At 50.5% G+C, this 25,604-nt stretch carries 19 protein-coding genes; 18 read left to right on the top strand and 1 reads right to left on the bottom strand.

The window, feature by feature from the left end; all coding sequences use genetic code 11:
• Positions 1-165 precede the first annotated feature (165 nt).
• From Q4T40_20385 to Q4T40_20470, 18 genes are all read left to right on the top strand, one after another.
• Positions 166-1,935 carry a DUF927 domain-containing protein gene (locus tag Q4T40_20385; GenBank protein MDT8903591.1) on the top strand — a complete coding sequence of 590 codons (1,770 nt, stop codon included), beginning with the start codon at positions 166-168 and terminating at the stop codon, positions 1,933-1,935.
• Between the two features lie 475 nt (positions 1,936-2,410).
• Positions 2,411-4,966, top strand: a complete 2,556-nt coding sequence (locus Q4T40_20390; GenBank protein MDT8903592.1) for a class I SAM-dependent DNA methyltransferase — start codon at positions 2,411-2,413, stop codon at positions 4,964-4,966.
• Complete coding sequence (locus tag Q4T40_20395) at positions 4,959-6,164, top strand: restriction endonuclease subunit S (protein ID MDT8903593.1); 1,206 nt, start codon at positions 4,959-4,961, stop codon at positions 6,162-6,164. The genes Q4T40_20390 and Q4T40_20395 overlap by 8 nt, the downstream gene beginning before the upstream one ends.
• Before the next feature lie 15 nt (positions 6,165-6,179).
• A complete protein-coding gene (locus Q4T40_20400) occupies positions 6,180-9,323 on the top strand; it encodes an HsdR family type I site-specific deoxyribonuclease (protein ID MDT8903594.1) in 3,144 nt (1,047 codons plus the stop codon).
• A complete protein-coding gene (locus Q4T40_20405; GenBank protein MDT8903595.1) occupies positions 9,320-9,985 on the top strand; it encodes a SprT family zinc-dependent metalloprotease in 666 nt (221 codons plus the stop codon). Before Q4T40_20400 ends, Q4T40_20405 begins: the two co-directional genes overlap by 4 nt.
• Before the next feature lie 23 nt (positions 9,986-10,008).
• Positions 10,009-10,530: a hypothetical protein gene (locus Q4T40_20410; protein ID MDT8903596.1), complete on the top strand. Its 522-nt coding sequence runs from the start codon at positions 10,009-10,011 to the stop codon at positions 10,528-10,530.
• A gap of 725 nt (positions 10,531-11,255) precedes the next feature.
• Positions 11,256-11,609: a hypothetical protein gene (locus Q4T40_20415; protein MDT8903597.1), complete on the top strand. Its 354-nt coding sequence runs from the start codon at positions 11,256-11,258 to the stop codon at positions 11,607-11,609.
• Positions 11,610-11,686: 77 nt separating this feature from the next.
• On the top strand, positions 11,687-12,439 hold the full coding sequence (locus tag Q4T40_20420; protein MDT8903598.1) for an NYN domain-containing protein: 753 nt from the start codon (positions 11,687-11,689) through the stop codon (positions 12,437-12,439).
• A gap of 114 nt (positions 12,440-12,553) precedes the next feature.
• The gene (locus tag Q4T40_20425) at positions 12,554-13,108 is read left to right on the top strand and encodes a hypothetical protein (protein MDT8903599.1); all 555 of its coding nucleotides are present in this window, start codon (positions 12,554-12,556) and stop codon (positions 13,106-13,108) included.
• Between the two features lie 628 nt (positions 13,109-13,736).
• Positions 13,737-14,483: a Fic family protein gene (locus tag Q4T40_20430; GenBank protein MDT8903600.1), complete on the top strand. Its 747-nt coding sequence runs from the start codon at positions 13,737-13,739 to the stop codon at positions 14,481-14,483.
• A gap of 601 nt (positions 14,484-15,084) precedes the next feature.
• Positions 15,085-17,223, top strand: a complete 2,139-nt coding sequence (locus Q4T40_20435; GenBank protein MDT8903601.1) for a DNA topoisomerase 3 — start codon at positions 15,085-15,087, stop codon at positions 17,221-17,223.
• A gap of 45 nt (positions 17,224-17,268) precedes the next feature.
• Positions 17,269-17,820, top strand: coding sequence for a 3'-5' exonuclease (locus Q4T40_20440; GenBank protein ID MDT8903602.1), 552 nt, complete (start codon positions 17,269-17,271; stop codon positions 17,818-17,820).
• A 39-nt stretch (positions 17,821-17,859) separates the two neighbouring features.
• Positions 17,860-19,038 carry a DEAD/DEAH box helicase gene (locus Q4T40_20445; GenBank protein MDT8903603.1) on the top strand — a complete coding sequence of 393 codons (1,179 nt, stop codon included), beginning with the start codon at positions 17,860-17,862 and terminating at the stop codon, positions 19,036-19,038.
• Between the two features lie 10 nt (positions 19,039-19,048).
• A complete protein-coding gene (locus tag Q4T40_20450) occupies positions 19,049-20,962 on the top strand; it encodes an ABC-F family ATP-binding cassette domain-containing protein (GenBank protein ID MDT8903604.1) in 1,914 nt (637 codons plus the stop codon).
• A gap of 525 nt (positions 20,963-21,487) precedes the next feature.
• Entirely contained in the window at positions 21,488-22,495 is a 1,008-nt protein-coding gene (locus tag Q4T40_20455; GenBank protein ID MDT8903605.1) for a beta-ketoacyl-ACP synthase III, read from the top strand.
• 342 nt (positions 22,496-22,837) lie between these two features.
• Positions 22,838-23,269 carry a VOC family protein gene (locus tag Q4T40_20460; GenBank protein MDT8903606.1) on the top strand — a complete coding sequence of 144 codons (432 nt, stop codon included), beginning with the start codon at positions 22,838-22,840 and terminating at the stop codon, positions 23,267-23,269.
• 34 nt (positions 23,270-23,303) lie between these two features.
• Positions 23,304-23,651 carry a TfoX/Sxy family protein gene (locus tag Q4T40_20465; GenBank protein ID MDT8903607.1) on the top strand — a complete coding sequence of 116 codons (348 nt, stop codon included), beginning with the start codon at positions 23,304-23,306 and terminating at the stop codon, positions 23,649-23,651.
• On the top strand, positions 23,648-24,292 hold the full coding sequence (locus Q4T40_20470; protein MDT8903608.1) for a plasmid pRiA4b ORF-3 family protein: 645 nt from the start codon (positions 23,648-23,650) through the stop codon (positions 24,290-24,292). The genes Q4T40_20465 and Q4T40_20470 overlap by 4 nt, the downstream gene beginning before the upstream one ends.
• A gap of 107 nt (positions 24,293-24,399) precedes the next feature.
• Here the strand turns inward: Q4T40_20470 and Q4T40_20475 are convergent, their stop codons facing one another.
• Complete coding sequence (locus tag Q4T40_20475; GenBank protein MDT8903609.1) at positions 24,400-25,467, bottom strand: M48 family metalloprotease; 1,068 nt, start codon at positions 25,465-25,467, stop codon at positions 24,400-24,402.
• Positions 25,468-25,604 lie beyond the last annotated feature (137 nt).

The following is a 25,604-nucleotide window of genomic DNA, read 5'->3' on the forward strand; positions in this document are numbered from 1 at the left end:
TTCGGAACGACAACTTTACCACACAAAAGAGTGCCCAGAAATTGACGCCGTATATACCATATAGTTCGGGCAGGAGTAACGACCTCCCGCCCTGAATTTATTTAGGTTAGGTTGTCCGCCAAAACAGTAATCACGTAGAAGCATCAAACAATACGAGGTGATGAAATGCTGCAACGATTACGGCATCCTTTGCGAAGATCATTGATTCGAAAAAGACTGAGACAGAACCAGCTAGATATTGAAAACGGGTGGACAGTTGAGCTCAAAGATGCGAAGGGAGTCACTGTAAGCAAACAACTTGCCAACTTTGTGGCCTGGCCGGTGCGGGAAATACTTCTTGACGATGGATTATCAACCACTCGTTACATAGATATCCAGGGTCTGCTCACGGGGAATAAACCGTTACCTACGATTCGCCTGTCGGACATTGAGTTCTTGGGAGATCTAAAGAAGTCTTTGCCAAGGCTATGGGGAATTGAGGTAATCATCAAACGCGGGGCCGTCGATCGTGTTCGCGAGGCAATTCAAGTGCTTGGCAAAGACCGACAACAGGAAACTATCTATACATGTACAGGGTGGCGGGACATAAACGGCCAGAGGGTGTTCCTACATGCAGGTGGTGCTGTCGCCGGCGATGGTGTTAGGGTTGACTTGTCGGAAGGCGGAGAAACTCTCGGCCGATACGTACTCCCCTTGACATGCGACGATCAAGAACAAGCGGCAAGTAAGGTTTTCTCTTTGTTTGATATGTTGGCTCCCCATATTGCATATCCGATGTTTGCGATAACATTTCTGAGCCCGCTCTGTTCGATACTGCGAGAGGAAGGAGCCGTTATCGACTTTGTACCTTACCTGGTAGGCCGTTCGCAAAACGGCAAGTCGGTAATAGCAGCACTATTTCTTTCGTTCTTTGGAGACTTTGACAAGAACAGTTTTCCCGCCAAGTTCAATTTCTCGATCAGCAGTATTGAGAAGATCTGCTTTATCCTCAAAGATGTGTTGACTGTTGTCGACGATTATTATCCTGCTCAAACAAGCAAGGAACAGGCGGCAATGAAAGAGGTGGCGCAACATCTTGCACGAGCATACGGTGACAGTACCGCCCGTGGGCGTATGGGTGCTGGTGGCCGGATGCGGCAGTCCTGGTTCCCAAGAGGCGCGGCTATCGCCACAGGAGAGACAAGACCTGATATCGGCGAGTCGGGAATGGCAAGGTATGTGTTCATTGATGTTACGCGTGAGCACAGCGACTACGAAGCACTTCTGGAACTTCAGAGTCATAAGCGTTTTCTTGCGGAGTTTATGGTAATATTTATTGAATGGGTGGCAGCCAACAGAGATCGAATACCTGCTCTATTTCAAGAAACCTATCGGCAGGCTAAAGGCAGGCTAAAATCACCAGAGTATTCCGGCCGGATCAACGAATCTGTCTCAAAGCTGTTCGGCGGGCTTGAAGTGTTCTTCAGTTTTGCTAAAGAGCAGGGATTCCTTGGCCAAGAAGAATACGAGCGGCACGGCCAGCATGCATTTGAGGCTTTGAAAGCCGTCCTAGAACAAAATGCTGGCACACTTCGGGCGGAAATGCCCTCTCAGATGTTTCTGGCGGCGATGGCCGAGATCATCGCAAGCGGCCAGGGCCATTTATGCGCCACAAACGCCGCGGAATTACCGGAACATCATTTCGGCTGCTACGATGACGAATATGCTTACTTGTTCCCCAGTCTATGTTACGGGGCAGCTAAAAATCTGGTCGAGAGCCAAGGCAAGCGGTTCCCTATAGGGGATAAGATGCTGTGGAGACACCTCCGCGATGAGGGCATTATCGAAACGAGTAGTGATGCTCGCCACCGGAATACCGTCCAGAAGCGCCTGCCCTGCTTGGGAGGAAATGCTCCCGACGTGCTAAAATTGAAGAAAAGTTTTCTGGGGCTGTAGAAGTAATCGCCTGCATCGCCTGCATTTTGCCGAAAAATGGTTTTTGTAGGCGATGTAGGCGATTATTTGATGTTACCCTAAACTGGTGGATCACCCATCGCTATAGCAGCACCCATATATTCCAATATATACCTGAAAAGGAAAACCAGTATAGTCGGCGAAGATGTTAGTTGGGTTGTGCTGCAACTTGTCGGAGATCGATCCATATCCGAAACAACAAGGAACTGGAGGTTGGGCAGCTGATTAATAGCAAGTGAAGCTCTAGTGTTTTTTCAGGCGCAATCGAGTGGGTAGCCGATGCCGTGTTAAGCCAATCTGGACGCTACCCAGTATAAGTAAGTAGTTCCTGCCTTATCTTTAGTCGCCATGTGGGCCACCATAATGATTTTGTTTGACTGACTACTAGCCATGAGCACCTGCGCCATCTAATTAGTCTACTTGTCGCACTTACATTTAAATCGAAGGAGCATTCAACATGTCGAAACTAACAATCTCACAACTGGAAAGCCATCTGCTCAAAGCAGCAGATATTTTGCGCGGCAAGATGGATGCATCCGAGTTTAAAGAATATATCTTCGGGATACTGTTTCTTAAACGACTCTCTGACAATTTCGACGCAAAGCGAAAAGAAGTGATTGCACAAGCACAAAAGCTTGAACTCACGGGCGCCGAATTTGACGAATATATCAATGATCGAACCTCCTACGGCAGCACCTTTTTTGTGCCGACGGAAGCTCGCTGGGAGTGTGAGGACAATGGCGACGGTTGGACGGGCATCCTCCACCAGAAGACGGAGGTCGCATCCAAGCTGAAGCGCGCCCTCGTCGCTATTGAGAAGGAAAACAGCCAGCTTGACAGTGTTCTTCGTAATATCGACTTCGCCAAGAAGGTGAAGTCAAAGCAGATTATCACCAATGAGCGACTGGTGCAACTTGTTCAACACTTCAACAAGTACAGGCTGACGAACGACAATTTCGTATTCCCGGATTTGTTGGGTGCAGCCTATGAATATATGATTAAGAACTTCGCGGATTCCGCCGGAAAGAAGGGCGGTGAATTTTACACGCCCTCGCCGGTCGTCCACCTTATGGTGCGGCTCATCAAGCCACAAGAGAATATGACCGTGTACGACCCGACGGTCGGAAGCGGAGGCATGCTCATTCACAGCAAGCAGTTCGTAGAGGAGCAAGGCGGCGACGGCAAGAAGCTCGCCCTCTTCGGGCAGGATGACGCTGCGACCGTATGGTCAATATGCAAGATGAACATGATCATGCACGACATCCAGGATGCGGATATTCAGCCTGGGGACACACTGATGGAGCCGCATTGGCAGTCAAGCGGCAAAGCCACTCAGTTTGACAGGGTCATTGCGAACCCGCCGTTTTCGCAAAATTACTCTAAGAGCGACAAGATGCAGCTTCAGAACCGCTTCGCCTATGGCTGGGCGCCTCAGACTGGTAAGAAAGCTGACTTGATGTTTGTTCAGCATATGATTGCCAGTACCAAGCCTGATGGCATGATGATAACCGTTATGCCCCACGGCGTACTGTTTCGCGGCGGCGAGGAAAAGAAGATACGCAAGGGCATTCTGACCGACAAGCAGGATATCGTCCAGGCTATCATCAGCTTACCACCGGATTTGTTTTACGGCACTACGATCCAGACTTGCCTACTGGTCATCAACAAGAAGAAGCCCGCCAAGCTAAAGGGCAAGGTCTTGATTATCAACGCCGACGCGGAGTATGGCGAAGGCAAGAATCAGAACTTCTTGCGCCCGGAGGACAGCGAGAAAATCGTCTGGGTATTCGACAACATGGAGGAAGTTCCTGGCTATTCCCGCATCGTACCTTTGGAGGAAATCCTCGACGAGAAGGGTAACGACACCAACTTAAGCATCAGGCGGTATGTGGACAATACGCCGCCACAGGAACCGCACGACGTGAAGGCTCACATTTTGGGTGGAGTACCAAACAAAGAGATTGCCGCATTGAACGGACTGATAACGAAGTATGCTATCGCCGAAGTGGATGTGTTCCAAGACCGGGGCGACGGCTATTCGCTGTTTATGGACAATTGTAACAGTAAAGCAAAAATCAAGGCGTTCATTTCTGCACACCCTGGTGTGGCCGCCGCCAACGGCAGAATGCACGACGCCTTCGAAGCATTCTGGGCGAACGCAGGCGCTGCTGTGAACGAAGTGGAAAGTGATCTCGGTATTTCCGACTTCACCAAGCGGTTCACTGCCCTCCTTGCGGATACCTTAGAACCTCTCGGAATTCTGGATAGGTTCCAGTGCATCGGTGTGTTCGCCAACTGGTGGGATCACAGTTACACTGTTCGTGAATATACCGAGATCGAGCAGGCGGCCGACGGCAAAGAAACCAAGGTCTCCGTCAAAGAGGTCATCAAGATCAAGAACGTCTTTAAAACCATCAGCGCTGAGGGCTTCGTGTCAGCTCTAGTAAGCGACGAGAAGATTGCGCTTGAGCATTTTGTCGACGAGCTTGCCGACTTAAGGTATCTAGAGGATGAAGCTGCGGCAGCGCTCGCCGACCTGCAAAACTATGTTTCCGCTATCGATATGGGCAACGATGATGACAGCGTTGACGAGGACGGCGAGGAAACCGAAGCAAAAGAGCCGACCGTAAAAGAGGTAAAGGATTTCCTCAAAGCCCTCGACACTGCCGAAGCGAAGGCTTATTTGAAGAAAATCAAGGAACTGGAATCCGAGAAGAATAGGCTAAACCGCGAACTCAAGAGGAAAACCTCCGAGTTGCAGGGTAAGATCGACGCCATCCGCGAGAAGCTGACCGCCGAACAGTGCGAAACCCTTGTCATGCAGTTGCTACACGAAGGCTTCATCACGGAACTGGATAGATACCTAAACGCCGAGGTCGCCCAGACTGTGAAGGCGGTTTGCCGGCTGTGGGAGAAGTACCACGCTTCAGCAACCGACCTACTGGCAGACCGGAAAGCCGCTGAGGAAAAGCTGAACGGCTTTCTGGAAAGGTTAGGGTACATCAATGGGTGAGTGGAAAAATGCGTCTATCGGTGCGCTTTGTGAATTATTAAATGGTGACCGGGGTCAAGCTTACCCTTCAGCGGATGAGTTGGTCAAAGAAGGATACCCATTTATTAATGCAGGGCACTTGATAAATGGGAGAGTAGATTTTTCAAAATGCGATTATATTACGGCAAAAAAACTTCAATCGCTACGTGGTGTTAAACTTCAGAATTCTGATATAATCTACTGTCTACGCGGCACTATAGGCAAAAATGCTATATACGAATGGCCTTCAACTGGTACGGTGGCATCCTCATTAGTTGTCATTCGAGCGCAAAATATTATCCCGAGATTCTTATTTCAGTTGCTGAATTCATCGTTAGAAGAAAAATTGAGAAAAGCCAGTGATAATGGAACCGCACAACCAAATCTGTCTGCTGAAAGTGTTGCCAAGTATTCTTTCTGTGTACCTATAGATGAAAAAGAACAAACTTGTATCGCCGAAGTCCTCGCCACCGTAGATGAAGCCATGGATAAAACCCGCGCACTGATTGAGAAGTACACCAACATTAAGGCGGGAATGGTTCAGGATTTATTGGGAAGCGGCGAAGAAGTACCTTTCGAGAGAATCATCAATGTTTGTTTTGATTATCGCGGAAGAACGCCCAAGAAGCTTGGCATGGATTGGGGAAACGGTGATATTCCTGCATTATCTGCAAACAATGTCACAATGGGGAAAATAGATTTCTCCAAACCGACCAATTACGGGAGCGCGGAGTTATACAAGAGATGGATGACAAACGGTGATATTCACAAGGGCTACATTTTATTTACAATGGAGGCGCCTTTGGGCAATGTAGCAAAAGTTGAAATAGAGCAACGGTATATTTTAAGCCAACGAACAATCGCTATCGATTGCAATAGAGAGTATTGTATAAACGATTATTTATATCACTATCTGATGAGTGCCAAATTTCAGAGATATATCGCTTTGTACGCGTCCGGTACTACAGCAAAGGGTATTCAACGAAAGCAACTCTATAAACTTATTGTCACTCTACCAAAGAGTATCGAAAAGCAGCAGCGTATAGCGGATATGCTAACTGCCGCCGACGAGAGAATTCAAACCGAACGGGACTACCTTACGAAACTCCAAGATATCAAGCGGGGCTTGATGCAGGATTTGCTTGACCCCAATGGAGTTAGTGTAGATGTGTTAATGTAAAAGGAGGGCTTCAAAATGCAGGGAAGGCCGTCAGAACTGAAATATGTAGAAGAGCCGTTACTTCAGCAGCTTGAAGCCCTCGGTTGGACGGTACTTGCGCTGGACGACATCGACAAGCATGATCCTGAAAAGAGCTTCCGCGCATCACTGGCTGAGGTCATAATCGTCAAGAAGCTCAAGCAGGCCCTGAAACGGCTCAATCCTTGGCTACAGGAAACGCAGATTGACGACCTTTGTGGCCAGTTGCAAAACTACACCTACCCGATAAATAAGCTGCTGGAGAACAACGTCGAGACTTTTGACCGTATCGTGGAAGGCTTATCCGCCGACAACGAGGAAACGGGCGAGGCTAACTGCCCCGTGCGGCTTATTGACTGGTTTGACGTGGAGGGCTTTAATAAGGCCTCTTCACAGAACGAATTCCTAGCTATCAGTCAGTACAAGGTGCGGATTCCGGGGAAAGAGGAACACATCATCCCGGACGTGGTTCTCTTTGTCAACGGACTCCCCCTTGTTGTTGTAGAATGCAAGGCCCCGGATATCGCTGAGCCGATTGCTGAAGGCATTGAACAGCTTCTTCGCTATCAGGATAGGCGCGGCGCAGCAACGGCAGAGGGTGTCTCAGAACTGTTCTTCTATAATCAGTTCGTTGTGTCGACCTGCTACCACTCTGCCCGTTACACGAGCATCACAGGCGATGCGAGCCACTTTATCGAGTGGAAAGACCCGTACCCGTTCAAACTATCTGAGATCAAGGAAAGTGGTGTTCCATCCAGTCAGGAGGTACTTGCTGCAGGGATGCTGGAGCCGTCCCACCTGTTGGACATCATCCAGAACTACACCGTGTTCATCGAGGATGACGAGGGGCGTACCATCAAAATCGTACCGCGTTACATGCAATATCGCGGCGCCCGCAAAATTGTGGAGCGGCTACGCAAAGACCAAGCTGGCGGCACGCTTTGGCATACGCAAGGCAGTGGCAAGTCCCTGACCATGATGTTCGTCATTCGCAAGATGTTCAACTCCACTGACTTGAAGGACTACAAAATCGTCCTGCTCATCGACCGAAAGGACCTGCAAACCCAGCTATTCAAAACAACGAAAGCCATAAAGTTCGCCGTCAACGAGGCGGGAAGCATTGACGGCTTGAAAAAGTTGATAGCGAATACCGCCAGCGATGTGACTGTGGCGATGGTGCATAAGTTCGGTGACCGGGGAGAAAAGGTCGATAAGTTCCCCGTGCTGAACAAGTCGAATCGCGTTCTCGTCATGATTGATGAAGCGCACCGCAGTGAGTATTCCGACCTCGCCGCCAACATGTGGTGCAGTATGCCCAACTCCGTGAAAGTTGCCTTTACAGGCACCCCCATCACGAAAACGACTGAGACTTTCGGCGGCTACATAGACGCATACACTATGCGCCAAGCGGTTGAGGATGAGGTCGTCGTGGAAATCAAATACGAGGGGCGCGCCACCGATAGCGAGATCACAGACCACGACGCCATGAACCGCGCTTTTGTTGACGTTTTTGGCTATATGGAAACCGAAGAGCAGCAGGGAATCCTGGGGAAATATACTGCCAAGGGTTATCTGGAGGCATGGGAAGTCATCCGGGAGAAGGCTTCCGATATGCTTGACCACTATATCAATACGGTTTTTGGTAACGGCTTCAAGGCGCAGGTTGTCGGTGTCAGCAAGGAAGCAGCGCACAGATACAAGACTGCTATTGACGAGCTTCTCCCGATAAAAATCGCCGAGCTGGAGAAAAGCAATCCGCAGAATATCGACATCGTCAGGTTGAAGCAGGTCAAGACAGCTTGCATCATTTCCACTGCACTGAATGATTACCCGCACCTGAAAGCCTATGGCGATGAGAAGGAAAACGAAATCATCGTGGACGGCTTTAAGGCCCCTTACGGCGGCAAGGGCAAGAAAGGCGGGGACGGTAACTACGGCATCATCGTTGTCACCGCTATGCTTCTGACGGGGTTTGACGCCCCTATCGAGCAGGTCATGTATTTGGACAAGGTGCTTAAGAACCACACGCTTCTCCAAGCCATCGCTCGTGTAAACCGCACTTGCGGTGCGGACAAGAAATGCGGCTACATGGTCGATTACGTCGGCGTGACAAACCATCTGCGCGATGCGCTGGCAGAGTACGCCGACGCTGACATTGATGAATCTGTAGCGGCAATGAAAAATCCGGCCCAGGACATCGACTCACTGAACAGCGCCTACAACAGCATTTTGCTATTCATCCATGACAAGTTAGGTGTTAGTTCCTTAGATGACACAAGCACCATAATTGAGGAACTTGTAGCAGACGACAAGCTGCGCGATGAGTTCAACGCCTTATTCGGTATACTATCGAAGCTGTTTGACCGAGTTCTGCCTCATCCTGTGGCACTGGACTACCGCGACACTTTCAAACTGCTCACTTTCATAAGGGAGTCGGTAGCCAAACTCACCCGTGATCCGCGTCTGTCCATGAAAGACGCGAGCAAAAAAGTACGGGCGATAATCGAAGAGTACCTTGCTGTCAACGGGGTAGCCTTAGAAATAGCGCCAGTGTCGTTGCTTTCCAGTGACTTCTTGGACGATGCTAAGACAAAAGCCAAGACCGACCGGGCTGTCTGCGATGAAATCAAGTACGCCGTCCGTGAGTACATCAACGTGAACACGCCTAAAGACCCGGAACTGTTCATGCGTTTAAGCGAAAAGCTGGAGGCTCTGTTACAGGAATTCAAGAACAACTGGGCTGACCTGCGCAATGCCCTTGAAAAGTTTCGTGAGGAAATCATCGAAGGCCGCCAACGCGAAAAGACCTACGGCTATGAACCGGAACATGAGATGCCGTTCTTTGCCCTCTTGAGGCAGGAATTATATGGCGATAAAACCTTTGCTGACCTTGAGGAGGACGACTTTGAGGCGCTCAAAGATTTGACGAATGATGTGTTGCAGCGATTCAAGGCTGATGCCGCGGCGGTGAACTTCTGGAATAACGAGTCCATGCAAAACAATCTGCGAACATTCATAATTACGAAACTGATTGCTCCGGAGATTAAACGGCGCGTTCCCAGTGTTTTCAAGAAGCGTAAGGAAATCGCCCAGAGACTGCTTGAACTGGGATTCCAGCATTTCGGGAGAGACGGTGCATGAACAAAATCCCTTATAAAATCGTCCGCTCCAAGCGGAAAAGCATAGCCCTGGTTATCGACAGCGATGCATACCTTGTTGTCAGAGCACCGCAGAACGCCTCTGAGAGCGTAATCGTTGACTTCGTCGAGAAGAAGAAACGCTGGATTACAGAGAAGCAACAACAGGTTGCTGCATTCGGCGAGAAGCACAGCCCGGTAATTTTTAACAACGGCGAGAGCATCCTGTACCTGGGCAACACATACACGATACTCAAGGGTTCCGTTCCCGCCATCCAGTTTTCTAGTTCTAACATCCTGATTCCGGAAGAGTATTTGAGGGAAGATGTAATTGCTTGGATGAAGGATGAAGCGGAGAAGATGCTGATAGAGCGGGTTTCACGTTATGCGGGGCTAATGGGAGTCACCTATTCTTCTGTCAGACTTTCCGAGGCCAAGGTGAGGTGGGGCTCATGCGGCAAGAAGAACAACCTCAATTTCGCCTGGCGATTGATTATGTGTCCGATTGCAGTTATTGATTATGTGGTTGTCCATGAACTCAGCCACATCGCATATAAAAACCATAGTTCAAGTTTCTGGGCAAGGGTTAAGACTGTCCTCCCAAATTACAAAGAACAGCAGGAGTGGTTGAAGGTTAACCGGAAACTCATGGAGATCATATACTAGCTTGATTAGGGGGCGAAGGCATTATGCCCAGCGTGGAAGAAATTCGACTGTCGTATAAACCCGATAAGGTGGCTGTGTTGTTCATAGGCGAGTCTGCTCCGGCTAAAGGTACGTTCTTTTACACTGGCGATAGCCTATGTACCTACACGAGAGAAGCTTTCTTCTTGGCTTTTCCGGGGCGAATCCCTTCTTCGGCGAAAGAGTTTCTCCGGCTGTTTCAGCGCGTCGGCTGTTATCTCGACGATCTCTGCCTTGTCCCAGTCAACGACCGGGCGGCCCAAGAACGAAGCCGGCTTCACCGGGAAAGCATGCCGGGATTGGCGGCGCGGGTCAGAGAATATCAGCCGCAGGCTGTTGTCTGCATGCTCAAAGGGGGCGAGTTCCCTGCTATCGTTAGTGAGGCTGTACGCCGCGCAGGGTTGGCTGATGTTCCGTTCCGAATAACGCCTTTCGGGGGATTCGGTAATCAGGGTAAGTACAGGGAAGCTCTGCGTGAGTACCTTCTGGAATTCGAGAGACGGGGCATCCTCCGCGTCCCGGAATAGCCTTTTTAGTTGGCTCAGGATATACAGCTGCCAGAGCCGTGATGTAATAAACAGGTAACCAGCCTTCTCGGCACGCGAATGGAGGGAATAAACTGTGGCAATGCCGACCTATGAGGGAGCGATGCTGCCATTCCTTAAGCTGCCCAGGTAGTAGGGAAGGCGGGTGACGAGGGTATAGACGGCATTATCAAAGAAGACCGGTTGGGCCTCGACGTTATTTATGTGCAGGCCTAGGGTGGAAAGACTCTGTCGGCGGCCCAACAATACGCGAGTTTATCGGCTCACTGCAACTGAAAGGTGCCAATAAAGGCATATTTTTCACTACATCTACATTCACCCCTCCCGCCCGCGACGCTTCTGCCAAGGTAGGCAACCGCATAGTCCTCATTGATGGGATGCAGCTCGCACAGCTGATGATCGACTATAACGTCGGCGTTTCGACCGAGACATCCTATGAAGTGAAGAAGATAGACAACGACTACTTCGACGAACAGGTATAGTTTATCTAGCTCAGTAGAAACTCGTTGTAACGTATTGCAAGGACGCGAAAAGTTCCGAAGAATTGTTACAAGGTGATAATTGATAAAAAATCCCGTTCTAGTGTCAGAAGTATATCGTGACAAGGGTAAATTGTCGTGTCGCAACGAGATTGCCGACTATTCACGGTTATACACTGTTTGGCAAGCATATGAAAATACGCTAGGATTGATTTGAGGTGATGAGTAATGGCCCAATCAAGCGAGCGTATTTTTCTGATTCTCGACGCTTTGAAGAAATTATGTGAGGCAGAACCAAAGATGGAGATGCACCAATTGATGGATTACCTGGACCGGCTTGAAGAAGCAGCAACGTTTAGAAAAGATTTAACTAATGCGAAGTGGCTTAAAATAATTAACAAGCAGTCTGGCACAGATTTGAAAGAATTTCTTCGTGAAAAAGAAGAGTCTGAAGCGCGAACAAAGCGTGTGTTTGAGGAGCTTGACAAGAGAAATGCTGAGCGAAAGGCTAAGGATCTGAACAATAATCCGATGGAAAGCAAGTTCCCGGGCCTGGCTTTTCTTGCTGAGAAATCACAATGATCCAAATTTAGTTTAGTGATAAGACTGACCAGACAGTACTTTCCATCCCCTTAGATGCGGCATTAGGGCATTGGAAGGTGGGAATAAGCCTGAAGCCAATAGCAATATTAGTCGACGTTGAAAACATTTCCCCTCATATGGCCATATATGCGATCAGACTCGCGAAGCGGACATGCCAACCTGTCATTCTTGTTTCAGATTGGGCAGCTTGCGGTGATATTAGGGGAAATCTCTGGCGTCAATTGAAGAACCGTAATGACATTACGATAACGCAAGTAGATAAAGCCGATAACGGGGAGAACGCATTAGACATGGCCTTGATAAACTCAGCACGGTCATTGTTCACTGCTGGCATTAGGCAATTTTTCTTTGTGTCTTCAGACGGAGATTTCTCTGGGATTATCAGCGAGCTTAGAGCTGGCGGGGCGAAAGTAACAGGAATAGGCCAATGGTGCGCATCTGAGGATTTGAAGAATGCCTGTGACAGATTTCTGTACTTTCCTTTGGGGGCAAACCACAGGGCAGCAAGAAAGGCCAAGTGGGCGAAAATAATACCGGATGCACAGCCGGTTGACTATGTGCGCGATTGTTGGATAAAAGCTTATAGAGCAATAGCCAAAAAATATAGATGGATATTGCTGACGAAACTTTGCGGAAGTTGGGCGAAGCAGTCAAAAGGCGTAGAAATTCCGGCGGACCATCCGGCCGAGCCCAGGGATATGATCAAGATATATCATGATTCATTTGAGTGGAAGTTAGCCGGAGGAAAAATGCTTATAAGATTGAAACAGCCTCCAACCATAATGAAAGTGCAAGAAGAGGACGGTTAGTCCGCTTAAACAGACAGTGCGGGTATGAAAATTATATTACCGAGTTCTTCCACAATTCTATTGAGCAGGCAATCACGCGGCGTATAAAAGTTCAAGATATGGAGTGCTCAACTCGTGTTGAACAAGACGATTACCACACACACTCCACAGCGTATTACCCCAGATATTCTCAAGTTATGCGCGAAACTTTCTCCTTCAACGAGTCCGCAGTATATTAAGGTACGAGTATTTAGTCATTGTCAACCAAATGAATGCTTCAATAATGTTAAGCGGCACATTATTAGGCATGGAGGATGCATTCAACACGGTTGGGCAATTTGGTTGTGGCCGAAAGTGATGTTGGATGCCGAGTTTCATGCTGTATGGTTAGATAATATGGGAAATTATCTTGACATTTCTCCGCACTTCCCAGTGACTAACAAGATACTATTCCTTCCTGATAATAACAGGGTATTCGAAGGTAGACGAATTGATAATGTACGGCGCGCTCTCAAGAATGATCCCATAGTTCTTGAGCTTATCAAGATCTGTGAAGAGATGGTCAAGATCCAAGTTAATAACGTAGTTCCACTGATGGGCAAGTCCATGATCATGGGTGATGAGGTTGATCGGTATAAATATCTTCAGACTCGCGCCTTTAAAATACGGGAACAATTAGACAGGAGATAACGCTACAGTTGTGAAGTACTAACTTTGCGCTATCCGGCAAAAAAGAGCTTCGGCCGATGTCAGCCGAAGCTCTTCGATGAATTGCATGCACTACGACAAAGACTGCAAAGTCTGAATCTTGAACAAAGTGTCACACTGGCAACAACGGTGAATATCTACGGTTGATCCGTCAGAATCCATTTCGTGTGCAACGAGAGTACCTTGGTCTACTACTACAATGGCGCAGTTGACGCAGTCCCCACAAGGATTATCGCCGTAGACATCGTCAGGTGTCTCAAGGACTTTCTTCATACGATCAGAATGGAGGCAGACTGCCAGAATCTGATCAGGGGAAGCTTCAGGGGCAGCCAGTTGGCAGTAGTAAGAACGCTTTTCCTGGTGAATCTCGGCACCACAGTTGGGACAGTACGCGGTTGCAGGGGCATGGATTTGGGATTGGTTAGTCATTGTGAACACTCCTTATAATGTATTGTTATTCTCCTCTGTAATCTGGGTGTAGGTGAGAGGAAGAATAAAGCACGAGAAAGTATGAGGGGATGGGGCAAACATATCAAGTATAGCCACAGGAAGACCCGTCTGATAGGCGGGCCGCGGGAAAAGGACGTAGCCGATAAGGGGGTTAAGACGAATGGAGACCGGATATTATCCGTTATTGGCCACGATCGATAAATTTCAGGAACGGATAAGGCAGCATCGTCCGTTAGCACGAGAGGCCGTGTTGGAATTGAAAGAGGATTACCGTATCGTGCTAACGTATTCGTCGAACGCACTTGAAGGCAATACGCTGACTTTGTCTGAGACGAAAGCGGTCCTGGAAGAAGGAATTACTATTAATGGTCGTCCCAATAGAGATCACCTCGAAGCCATTGGCCACAGCAAAGCTTTCGACTACATGTACAGCCTTATCGGTAGCGACCGGATCTCTGAGACCGATATCCTTATGCTCCACAAGCTGTTTTATATGGCCATCGAGCCGGAGAAGGCAGGCGTTTATCGGAACTGCCCTGTTCAAATTACTGGTTCGGAATATCCTGTACCTGAACATAAGGAAATAACAAAGCTAATGCAGAAGTTCGTCACTGAGATGTATACTGTTAAGTCGAAGTTGCATCCTGTTGAATATGCGGCGCGAATTCACAGAGAGCTAGTATTTATACATCCTTTCATTGACGGGAATGGGCGTGTGGCGCGGCTTCTTATGAATCTGACGCTTCTCAGGAGAGGATATCCGGCATTGATTGTTCCAAAGATTTTGAGACAGGAATATATTCGATTGCTTGAACAAGCTCACAAAGATGATCGGCCTTTTATCGGGTTTGTTGCCGAACAGCTGAATGAAGCTCAGCGAGATTATATCCGGCAGTTTCATATATGAACGATCTGCCAGTGAATAAACGCTCGGCAGTAGACCCCGAAGGGGATAGAAAAAGCAATTGCTGACAAAAACGACCGAAACACATATTGAATCTTCTGGAGGGATTTCAGGCCCATCCGGTTCTAAGGGACCGCTTCGCGCTGAAAGGCGGGACGGCTCTTAACCTATTCTACCTGGATGTGTCGAGGCTGTCCGTCGCATATGCTATGAGTGTGGGAAGAAAAGTGGGAATAAAGACTTGGTTTCCATTGACGAATTTGATCGAATCTGGTTGACCAAGATGACGAGAATGGTTGATTCTGCTCTATTCTTCACTTGTAGACCAGTGCTGAATTGCAGCCAGAGCGGACTTCAAAACCGTTTGCGTGGCTAAAAACTGTACGACTTATGCTTCCAGCGCTACGCGGGTTCTTTTATGTCTATTGGTCATTTTATGGTTCTAACTCTGGCCGATTTGTGGTCATATTCACGATGCTTTTAGATTCGGTGATGGATGATTATTGCAGGATTTTACCTGTGTTGCAAGAAAATAATATAATTGTGCAGACAGAATCCTGCAATTGCAGGGTTCTCATTTTTTTGCGACTGCGGGGTAGCAACCTTGATATTATACATTGCCGAGAAACCCAGTATGGGGGCGGAGATCGCCAAGTGCCTGCCTGGGCCAATCCGGCGCCATGACGGGTATATCACCACTGGCGCCGGGGTGGTTACTTGGGGGTTCGGGCATATTCTGCGCCAGGCCGAACCGGGCGAGTATGATGCGAAATATGAAAAATGGCGGATGGAGGATCTGCCGATTATTCCCGCGGCCTGGAAGCTGCTGGTTGCAGATTCTTGCAAGAAGCAATTCGGCGTGGTCAGGAAGTTGATTAGCGAGGCGGCGGAAATAGTCCATGCCGGTGACCCGGACCGCGAGGGGCAGCTTTTGATCGATGAGGTGCTGGAATATGTCGAGAACGACAAGCCGGTCCGGCGGATTTTGCTCAATGCCCTTGACGAGCAGAGTATAAAAAAGGCTATCGCCAATTTACGCGATAACGAGGATTTTCATAATCTCAAGCAGTCGGCGCTGGCCAGGGCACGAGCCGACTGGCTGATCGGCATGAACTTGTCGCGGGCCTTCACGCTTGCCGCCCGACGGGCCGGTCACCGGGCGACCCTCCCGGTGGGGCGGGTGAAAACGCCGACGTTGGCGCTTGTCGTCAGACGGGAGCGGGAGATAGAAGGTTTCCGGACAGCGGATTATTTCACGGTTAAGGCCGATTTCCAGCATGCCAACGGTGTATTTACAGCCTTTTGGAAACCGGGTGAGGACCAGGCGGGCCTGGATGCCGAAGGCCGGCTGGCAGATAGTTCCGTCGCCCAGGCGTTGCTCGAGCAACTGGCGTCAGCATTTGAGACCGCTCAGATCGTGCAGTGCGAAACCGCGGAGAAGCGGGAGGCGCAGCGGCTGCCGCTGTCGCTATCGGCGCTGCAAGTGCTGGCCGGGAAGAAGTTCGGTTACGATCCGCAGCTTGTTTTGGACACGGCGCAAAAACTCTATGAAAAGAAGTTAACAACGTATCCGAGGTCCGACTGTGATTATCTGCCTGAGTCGCAGATGGCCGACGCCGCCGTTATTCTTGAAAACTTGTGCGGCGGCAAACAGGCGGAACTGGCGGCTTGGTCCGGTCGGGCCGACGCCGGCGTGCGGAGCCGGGCCTGGAATGATGCAAAGATCACGGCCCATCACGCGATTATCCCCACGGTGGAGAAATGCAAATGGGAGTCGCTGAGCGAGGCGGAACAAAATATCTACTTTCTCATTGCGCAGGCTTATGTCGCCCAGTTTTACCCTGCGCATGTCTATAGCCAGACCAGGGTGGGCGTCCGCCATGCCGGGGAGAGTTTCACCGCCAGCGGCCGGATTATCCGCGAGCCGGGCTGGAAGGAACTGTACGGTACGGACGGCGAAGAGAAGAAGGACGAGGACGACGGAGTGCTGCCGCCGATGGAAAAGGGCGACAGGGTCGATTTCCTCAAGGCGTCGGCCGAGAAGAAGAGTACGCGGCCGCCCGGCCGGTTTACGGCCGCCACTTTGTTGGCGGCGATGAAAGAGATACATAGGTATGTAAAAAACCCTGAGCTGAAAAAGCAGCTCAAAGAGGTCAGTGGCATCGGCACCGAGGCAACGCGGGCGACGATTATAAAGGAGCTTGTCCAGCGCGGCTTTCTCCGGGAAGAGAAGAAGAAAAAGTATCTTATCCCGACCGAGGCGGCGTACCTGCTGATCGATGCCCTGCCGGAGGAACTGACCTATCCTGATTCCACCGCCATCTGGGAGGCGATATTGCACCGAATGGCCGCAGGGCACGCATCCCTGGAGGAATTTCTCACGCAGCAGGCCGAGTTTACCGCCGGCATCTGCGCTCTGGCGACCGGGCTTAATATCGCTCCCCAAGGCGATCATCCTTGTCCCCAGTGCGGCAAAGGGGTTTTGCAGCCGCGAACTGGCAGCAAGGGGAAGTTTTGGGGCTGTTCCCGATACCCGGCCTGCAGGGCGGCGTATGACGATGCCGACGGGGAGCCGCAAAAGCCTAAGCACACGTGCCCGCGCTGCAAAGCCGGTGCCCTGCAGCTTATTATGGGCAAGAACGGCGCGTTCTGGGGCTGCACGAAATATCCCGCCTGCCGGGCCACGTACAACGACAAGGCTGGCGAGCCGGATATGCCGGCGAGGCAAGGGCTAGGTAAATAGCCGTCAGTTAACGGGAAGATACTACAGAGAGGAACGGCGCGGCGAATGAATTATGTAGCGATAGATTTCGAAACCGCCAACCGCAGTAGAGCCAGCGCCTGCAGTTTGGCGGCGGTTACGGTGGAAAACGGGCTGATCGTAAAATCCGCATATTCGCTGATTCGTCCGCCAATACTCCAATTCGACTACTGGAATACCAGGATCCATGGGTTAACGGAAAAAGACGTGGTCGATAAACCGACGTTTGCCGAGCTATGGCCGAGGATACGGCCACACCTTGAAGACAAAGTGGTGATTGCCCATAATGCCGTCTTCGACATCGGCGTCCTCCGCAGTATGCTGGACGAATACGGACTGCCGCATCCCCGCTTCCGGTACGCATGTACGGTGGATATCGCCAGACGAGTGTGGACGGATGTCGAGAATTATAAACTGTCGACACTGGCCAATCGTTTTGATATCCAATTCGAGCACCATAACGCCTTGCATGATGCGCGTACCTGCGCCATGATCGCCTTGGCGGCCCGCGAAACGATAAAGGCGAAAGATTTCAAGCATTTGACGGAGAAGCTGAATATTGCCGTAAGGGATTTTTGAGTTTAGCTAGGTGAATGCGCTGTATTGGAGTGATGGGTCATGGGCGACTTATTTGCGGGGATTGGCATAAACGAGGCGCTGGCCAGGGGGCTGGGCAAGGCGGGCATAACCCGGCCGACGGGGATACAGGCCGAAGTAATCCCGTTGGCGCTTTTTGGCAAGGATGTTATCGGGCAATCCGCTACCGGTACGGGCAAAACGCTGGCCTATCTGCTGCCGCTCTTGCAAAAGATCGAAACCGCCAAACGGGAGACGCAGGCGATCGTCCTCGCCCCGACCCACGAATTGGCTATGCAGATATATCACCAGAGTGAAGCGTTGAGCCAAAACGCTGGCTTGCCGGTGACGGCCGCCCCTATCATCGGCCAGGTGAATATTGCCAGGCAAATCGATATGCTGAAGGGAAAACCGCATATTATCATCGGTTCGAGCGGACGGATTCTCGAGCTTATCCAGAAGCGGAAGATCAATGCCCAGACGATAAAGACGATTATCATTGATGAAGCGGACAGGCTGCTGGATGATATGAACTGGGCCAGCGTTAAAGCGGTGATCAAGACGACGATGCGTGACAGGCAAATGCTGCTCTTTTCGGCGACAATGACGCCGGCCGCGCTGGAACGCGCCAAAGAGGTCATGCGCGACCCGGAGGTTATCGCCGCTAATGGGCAGACTGAAATCCCGTCCGATATATCCCATATGTACTTTGTGTGCGAGCCGCGCGTAAAATTCGAGCTGCTGCGTAAACTGGCAGCCCACCTCAATGTGGAACAGGCGCTTGTTTTTATCAATCAGAGCGAGGCGATCGAAACAACGGTCATGAAGCTTAATTACCACGGCTTGACGGCTGCCGGGATATACGGAACAGCCGGGAAGGCCGACCGGCAAAAAGCGCTGGAAGATTTCCGCAGCGGCAAGGTGCGGCTCCTGGTTGCCTCGGACCTGGCGGCGCGGGGGCTTGATATTCCGGGGGTAAAGTATGTATTTAATCTCGAGCTGCCGGAAGACCCGCAAATATATCTGCACCGGGTAGGGCGGACAGGCCGGGCTGGCCAAAGCGGCACGGCAATATCGCTGGTGACAGGTAAAGAAATTGAGCTGATCGCAAAACTAGAGAAGGTGTTGAGAATCAAGCTGACGTCGAAAGATCTGCTGAGTGGCAAGGTTGTCGACAGTAGACCGCCGGCGAGGCCTGTTAAACGATCTGGTACGAGGTAAAGGGATTAGCATGAATTTACTGTCGATAGAAAATTTAGCGAAAAGCTATGGCGAGAGGGTCTTGTTTACCAATGTCTCCTTTGGGGTCGACGAGGACGATAAAATCGGCCTTATCGGCGTTAACGGCACCGGCAAATCGACCTTTTTGAAAGTGATTGCCGGGCTAGAACCGGCTGACGGCGGCAAGGTCACGCGGGGTAGTGGCGTACGGGTGGGATATCTGCCGCAAAACCCTGCGCTGGACGCGGGGTCTACCGTGCTTGCGCAAGTATTTATCGGCAGCACGCCGGTCATGCGGCTGATCCGCGAATACGAGCAGGCTTTGGAGGCGGTCAACACTCATCCCGGCGATCCCGAGCGGCAAAAGACGCTGATTGCTCTTAGTCAGCAAATGGATGCCCAGAATGCTTGGCAAGTGGAGAGTGACGCTAAAGCCATTCTTACCAAACTGGGTATCAGCGATTTCGCGGCGAATGTAGGCACGCTTTCCGGGGGCCAGCGCAAGCGGGTCGCGCTGGCGAGCGCTTTGGTAAATCCCGCCGACCTGCTGATTTTGGATGAGCCAACGAATCATATCGACAATGATATGGTTGCTTGGCTGGAGCAATACCTACATGCTTACAAGGGTGCCCTTCTGATGGTGACCCATGACAGGTACTTTCTTGATCGGGTGGTCAACCGGATTGTTGAGATAGATAAAGGCCAGTTGTATACCTATGGCGGCAATTATAGCGATTTTGTGGAAAAGAAGGCTGAGCGGGAAGAACTGCAAGCCAGCAGCGAACGGAAGCGGCAAAATCTCTATAGAAATGAACTGGCTTGGATCAGGCGGGGCGCGCGAGCGCGAACTACCAAGCAGAAGGCGCGTATTGACAGGTTTGAGCAGCTAAGCGCACAAAAGGCCGACCTTGGGACGAACAAGCTGGAAATAGAGGCCGGGGCAAGCCGCCTGGGCCGTAAGATTATCGAGTTGGAGAATATCCAGCAAATGTTTGGCGATAGGGTCTTTATCCGCGATTTTAGTTATACCGTTCTGCGGGATGACCGGGTGGGCATTGTCGGTCCCAACGGCAGCGGTAAATCCACCTTGCTAAATATTATTGCCGGGCGGTTGGCTGCCGACAGCGGTATTGTTGAGGTTGGGCAGACGGTGAAGATCGGCTACTTCTCTCAGGAAAGCAGCGATATGGACGAAGGTCTGCGGGTCATTGACTACATCAAGGAAGAAGCCAACTTTATTACAGTGGGCGATGGCGGAACGATTAGCGCCTCGCAGATGCTGGAACTATTCCTGTTTCCGCCAAATGTGCAGTGGATGCCGATAGCCAAGCTGTCGGGCGGGGAAAGGCGCAGGCTGTACTTGCTCCGAATATTGATGGGGGCACCGAATGTGCTGTTGCTTGATGAACCCACAAACGATCTTGATATTCAGACACTTACCATTCTTGAAGATTATCTGGATGATTTTCCCGGTGCGGTTGTTGTAGTGTCTCATGACCGTTATTTCCTTGACCGGGTGACGGATAAGATATTTGCCTTCGAAGGTGACGGTAATATAAGGCAATATACCGGCGGCTACTCCGACTTCCTTGACAAGTGTACGCCGCCGGAGAATGAGGCAAGCCAAAAGAGAAGCGACAAAGATACGAAACCGTATGCGCCTGAAGAAGCGAAAAGGCCCCGCCGCTTTACGTTCAACGAACAGCGGGAATACGAGCAAATTGATGAGGTGATTGCCGGCGTCGAACGGCAGTTAAACGCGGTAGTCGCCCAGATCGACGCCGCAGGCAGTGACTTTGAGCAACTGCAAAGATTGGTGGCTGATCAAAAAGAGCTGGAAGGCAAGCTTGATGAGCTGTTGGAACGGTGGACATATCTGAACGAATTGGCAGAGGAGATAAGTAAAAATTCAAGAACACGATAAGAGCCGGTCTGCAATTAGCTCCGCTGGAGGCGGCCTGATGAGAATTGCCGCCACTATATGCTTCAAACAGGAAAAATGAGTAAAAAATGGCTCCGCGAATTTCGCGGGTCCATTTTCACGGCTTGGCCAGTTTATGATTCCAACGCCGGCCAAGTTACGGTCATATTCACAGTCGTTTGGCCTGAGGAGCCTTTTTGTCTTTTTGCAGGAATAATCGCTTGTGGGGCGGAAGCGGGGCAGGGAATACTACTGATTGCATCACGGGAAGTTCTTGCCGACTGATTCAGGGCTAATCAAAAAACGGGACAAAGAGAGGCAGTAAAGCTCATGGGCCCTCATGCGTTCTTCTCTCGAATACATGGACAACCTCCCGGCCTGTTTTCAGTCTAAGATTCTGTCCGCGTCCTTTTTCCTACATCTTATCGTCGACGCTGACATTAATGTCCTGTTTGCAGGAACTTTGATATTTTGAAAAGAAAAGTTTGATAGGATGACCAATCTTGTTTGGATGTGATTGTTATACCGATGGGGCTGAAGGCCGGCATTGCCGGGATTGGCGTTTGCCTTCCGGATAGAGTCCTTACGAACGATGAACTGGCGACGATGGTGGATACTTCTGACACTTGGATTAGGGAGCGAGTTGGCGTCCTGGAGCGGAGAATCGCTGACAAGGCTCAGGCCGCCTCGGATTTGGGGACGGTTGCCGCAGCCAGGGCTCTTGAGACTGCCGGCGTAGCGGCGGAGGAAGTCGACCTGGTTATTGTCGCCACCGCTACTCCCGATATGCTGTTTCCCGCCACCGCCTGCATCATCCAGGAAAATCTCGGCCTGAAGAACTCGGCCGCTTTTGACCTTGCGGCGGGGTGCAGCGGCTTTATCTATGCGCTGGCGACGGGAAGCCAGTTCATCGAGAGTGGCGTATACCGCACCGTGCTGGTTATCGGCACAGAGACTTTATCGAAAATAACTGACTGGACGGATCGAGAGACCTGCATCCTGCTGGCAGACGGCGCCGGAGCCGTGGTTCTGCGGCCCGCGCAGCCGGGTTACGGGATTTTAGCGGTTAAACTCGGGGCTGACGGGTTGGGGGGCAAGCATCTGCGGCGGCCGGCCGGCGGGTCGCGGCAGCCACATACGCCGCAGACTCTGGCCGCGAAGCTCGACAAGCTGCAGATGAACGGCCAGGAGGTATTCCGCTTCGCAATAAAGGCGCTTCCGGAGGCTACGCTGGAAGCGCTGGCTGTCGCGGGTCTTGATAAGGACGATGTCGCCCTTGTCGTCCCCCATCAGGCGAACAGGCGTATTATCGAGGCTGCGGCGAGAAGGCTTGAGTTGCCGATGGAGAGGTTCATGATTAACCTCGACCGGTATGGCAACACGTCTTCGGCGTCCGTGCCGATCGCACTCCATGAGGCTCTGAAAAATGACCGCCTGAAAGATGGCGACATTGTTGCTTTGACCGCTTTTGGAGCCGGATTGACCTGGGGCTCGGCGGTCCTCCGCTGGCATAGTCTGGCTAGACGAATTACCTGAGAAAGTGGCTGCAGGGCGCAATCTTTGGTATTTCGGACAAACATCTGTCTGCTGATGTCAAACAGAAATTAAGAGCATTTTCCCAAAGTTTATAAAAGATAGCGGGAGATAATCTAGGCTTGAAATCCCGTAGTATGCGCAGAAGCGAAATGACAGTGCAAATACAACTCTGGCCGAAATGGTGGCGGGCGGTGGATGGGATACTGATACGCGACCTGTTTGCGACTGGGGCGGCTACCGTGCTATCCTCTGCCCGGCTGCGGCGCGATTAAAAGGAACCTATATGGGCGGCAGTATTTACTGCTGCGAGCATTGCCAGGAAAGGTGAGATAGAGATTCATCATGAACAGAATCAGTATTATTTGCCTTGGCGTAAAGGATATGGCGCAGTCCATCCGTTTTTACCGCGACGGACTTGGTTTTGCCACGGATGAAAAAGAGGATAACCCTAAGGTCGTATTCTTTAACACTACCGGCACAAAATTTGAACTGTATCCGTTAGCGCTTCTCGCCGAGGATATTAACGAGGAAAACCCGCCGCAGGTTGCCGCAGGATTCGCCGGTATCACGCTGGCCTACAACGCGAAAAGCGAGGCCGAGGTGCATGAAATCATGGAAATTGCGAGAAAAGCGGGCGCGGTTATCGCCAAAGAGCCGCAGAAGGTTTTCTGGGGCGGGTACAGTGGATATTTCACCGACCCGAACGGTTATTACTGGGAGGTCGCATATAACCCGCACTGGTCGTTCGACGAGAACGATATGCTTATATTGTAGAAGTTCACGGAAAGCGTGTGGTGAGGAGTAAAGTATGGGCACTACTGTAGATTTTATCGAATATGTCTGCGACCAGATTGCGGGTGTGGGCGAAATTCGTTACAAGAAGATGTTCGGGGAGTATATGGTTTATGTGAACGGCAAACCAATTCTACTCGTCTGCGATAACACCGTGTTTGTGAAAATCCTTCCCTGTCTGGATGAGACGATGCGGGAAGCCGATAAGGGGTTTCCTTATGACGGGGCGAAGGAGCACTATGTTTTGGACATCGACAATGCAGAATTCTGCAGAGAAGTAATCGCAATGCTTGAACCGGTTACGTCCTTGCCAAAACCGAGAAAGAAAGGCAAGAAAGAATTTGTTTGCGGTGAATGCCGATGAAAGCATATCAAATTAGGATAGAGTTGGTTGGTTCGAAGCCTCTTATTTGGCGGCAGGTCACTATCCCGGCAGATGTAACCTTTAAGCGCCTGCACGATACCGTCCAGTTTGCTATGGACTGGTGGGACAGGCATTTATATAAGTTTGAATTTCCGCAGGAAAAGCTTCGCATCACAAATGATGAAGAAGCATATGAGGAGTATAAGTTTTATCAAAAAAAATATACGGGCAAAGCGCTAACCAAGCGTAATGACCCGCACGGGTTTATTGCGCAGGCCCTCGAAACTGCGATAAGACAACCACAGACCGTTAAGATCGATCGATATCTTGAAAGGTACAAAACGATTACTTACATTTATGATTTCGGCGATAACTGGCAGCACAAAATAGAGCTTGAGAAAATACTTGAGGATTATGGATTTGGCTATCCGACAATTCTTGAGGGCGAGGGCGCTTGTCCGCCGGAGGATGTGGGCGGGATTTCAGGTTATGAGGAATTTCTTCGTGCCTGGGACAATCCTAAGCATCCTGAGCATGAGGAAATGCGTCAATGGGGAGAGAGTCAACACTATCGGCCGTTTGACATTGTTTTTCGAAACGACTTGCTAAAGACCTGCTTGAAGATCAAGAAGGTGAAATGAGAGCAGAGCGCAACTGAAAGGAGAATGGAAGCATAAAATGGCCTATTGGCTACGTTATGCTTCCATTTTGTTTTGGCCAGATGCTTCCAGAATTTTAGCGGACAATCTTACTTTACCGCGAGGATCACGTTAAGCCTTTCTGCCAGGACCTCTGCTGGCTCTTCCCCTTCGCCAGGGGTCACTATTGCTATGTCTCCCAATAGGACTTCCCCATCGTCACCGATATCGCCGCCAGTTAGCGTATACGGTTTTTGATGGAATGCCCGGGCGATTTTTCCGGCGATCAAGTAGGCCCGCTCATCTTGGATCTGGCCGTAATTCGCCTTCGGAACCATGAAAAGCTGCCCCTTGACAAGGATAGCTGCGCCGGTTTTCCCTTCGGCTACGGTGACTTTGCCGCGGGAGTAATCGGTCATCTTTTTCGAGAAGGCGGCGACTCTGGCGGATGTTTTAGGGTGATTGTTCGGGTTTATGAGCCGCGCAAGTCCTTCCACCCATATCTCGCCATGTTTCTTGCGGATTCTGGCCATGTTGGCGGCCCCGGCACCGGGGTTGAATCCGGCCGCCACAGCGTAATTAAACGCGTATTCGTCTGCTTCCCATTCCTGGCCCATGGTGAAGATTTCATTGTTTATGTAGTTGGCGGCTACTGCGGCAAGAATTTCGGAGGTGGTGTTGTCGTTTCTCTGGAGGAAGAGATTGACTATCAAACTCAGGCCTAGGAGCTTCTGGACGCCGGCGATGTTATGTTTTGCCTCGCCGTGACGCAGTTCATGGGCAAGGGTAAAGGCAACTTCGTCGTCCGTGAGGTCAAAATTCCCCCGGTATACGCAGATCACCCTGCCGATGTCGCAGAAAGCGTTAAGATCTTTCTCGGGGCTGACATATAAGGCATAGTTGCTCTTTATCTGCCCGTTCGCCTTAAGCTGGGAGTAGAGGCGGCCGAGTCTTTCGTTTACGTCCGGGTCGTTGTCAATCCCTGTTTTCCGCTGGTCGATGGCGAGCCGCTGCTGCTGGTGGTTGTCGTTGATATTTTGCAGTTGGCCGTTGATGTAGGCGTAGGCCGCCGCGGCGTACAGAAGGTTTTCTGCTGCCGAGGCGGCTTGAACGACCCGGGGGGTAAAGCCAAAAAGGATGATCAGACTAATTAACGCTGAAGCTACATATTTTTTCATTCTAAATGTCTCCTTTCCGATGGGCTTCAGTTGCTTTTGCATTTGTTGAAAGATAATTTCTTAAAGCGCCCTTCCATGGCAATGTTTATATATTTATCCATTTTTCGATTATTTTTTTGTAAAACCTTCAATACAGT

It is taken from the genome of Selenomonadales bacterium 4137-cl, assembly GCA_032334055.1.
Lineage (GTDB): Bacteria > Bacillota > Negativicutes > Sporomusales > UBA7701 > Anaeroselena > Anaeroselena agilis.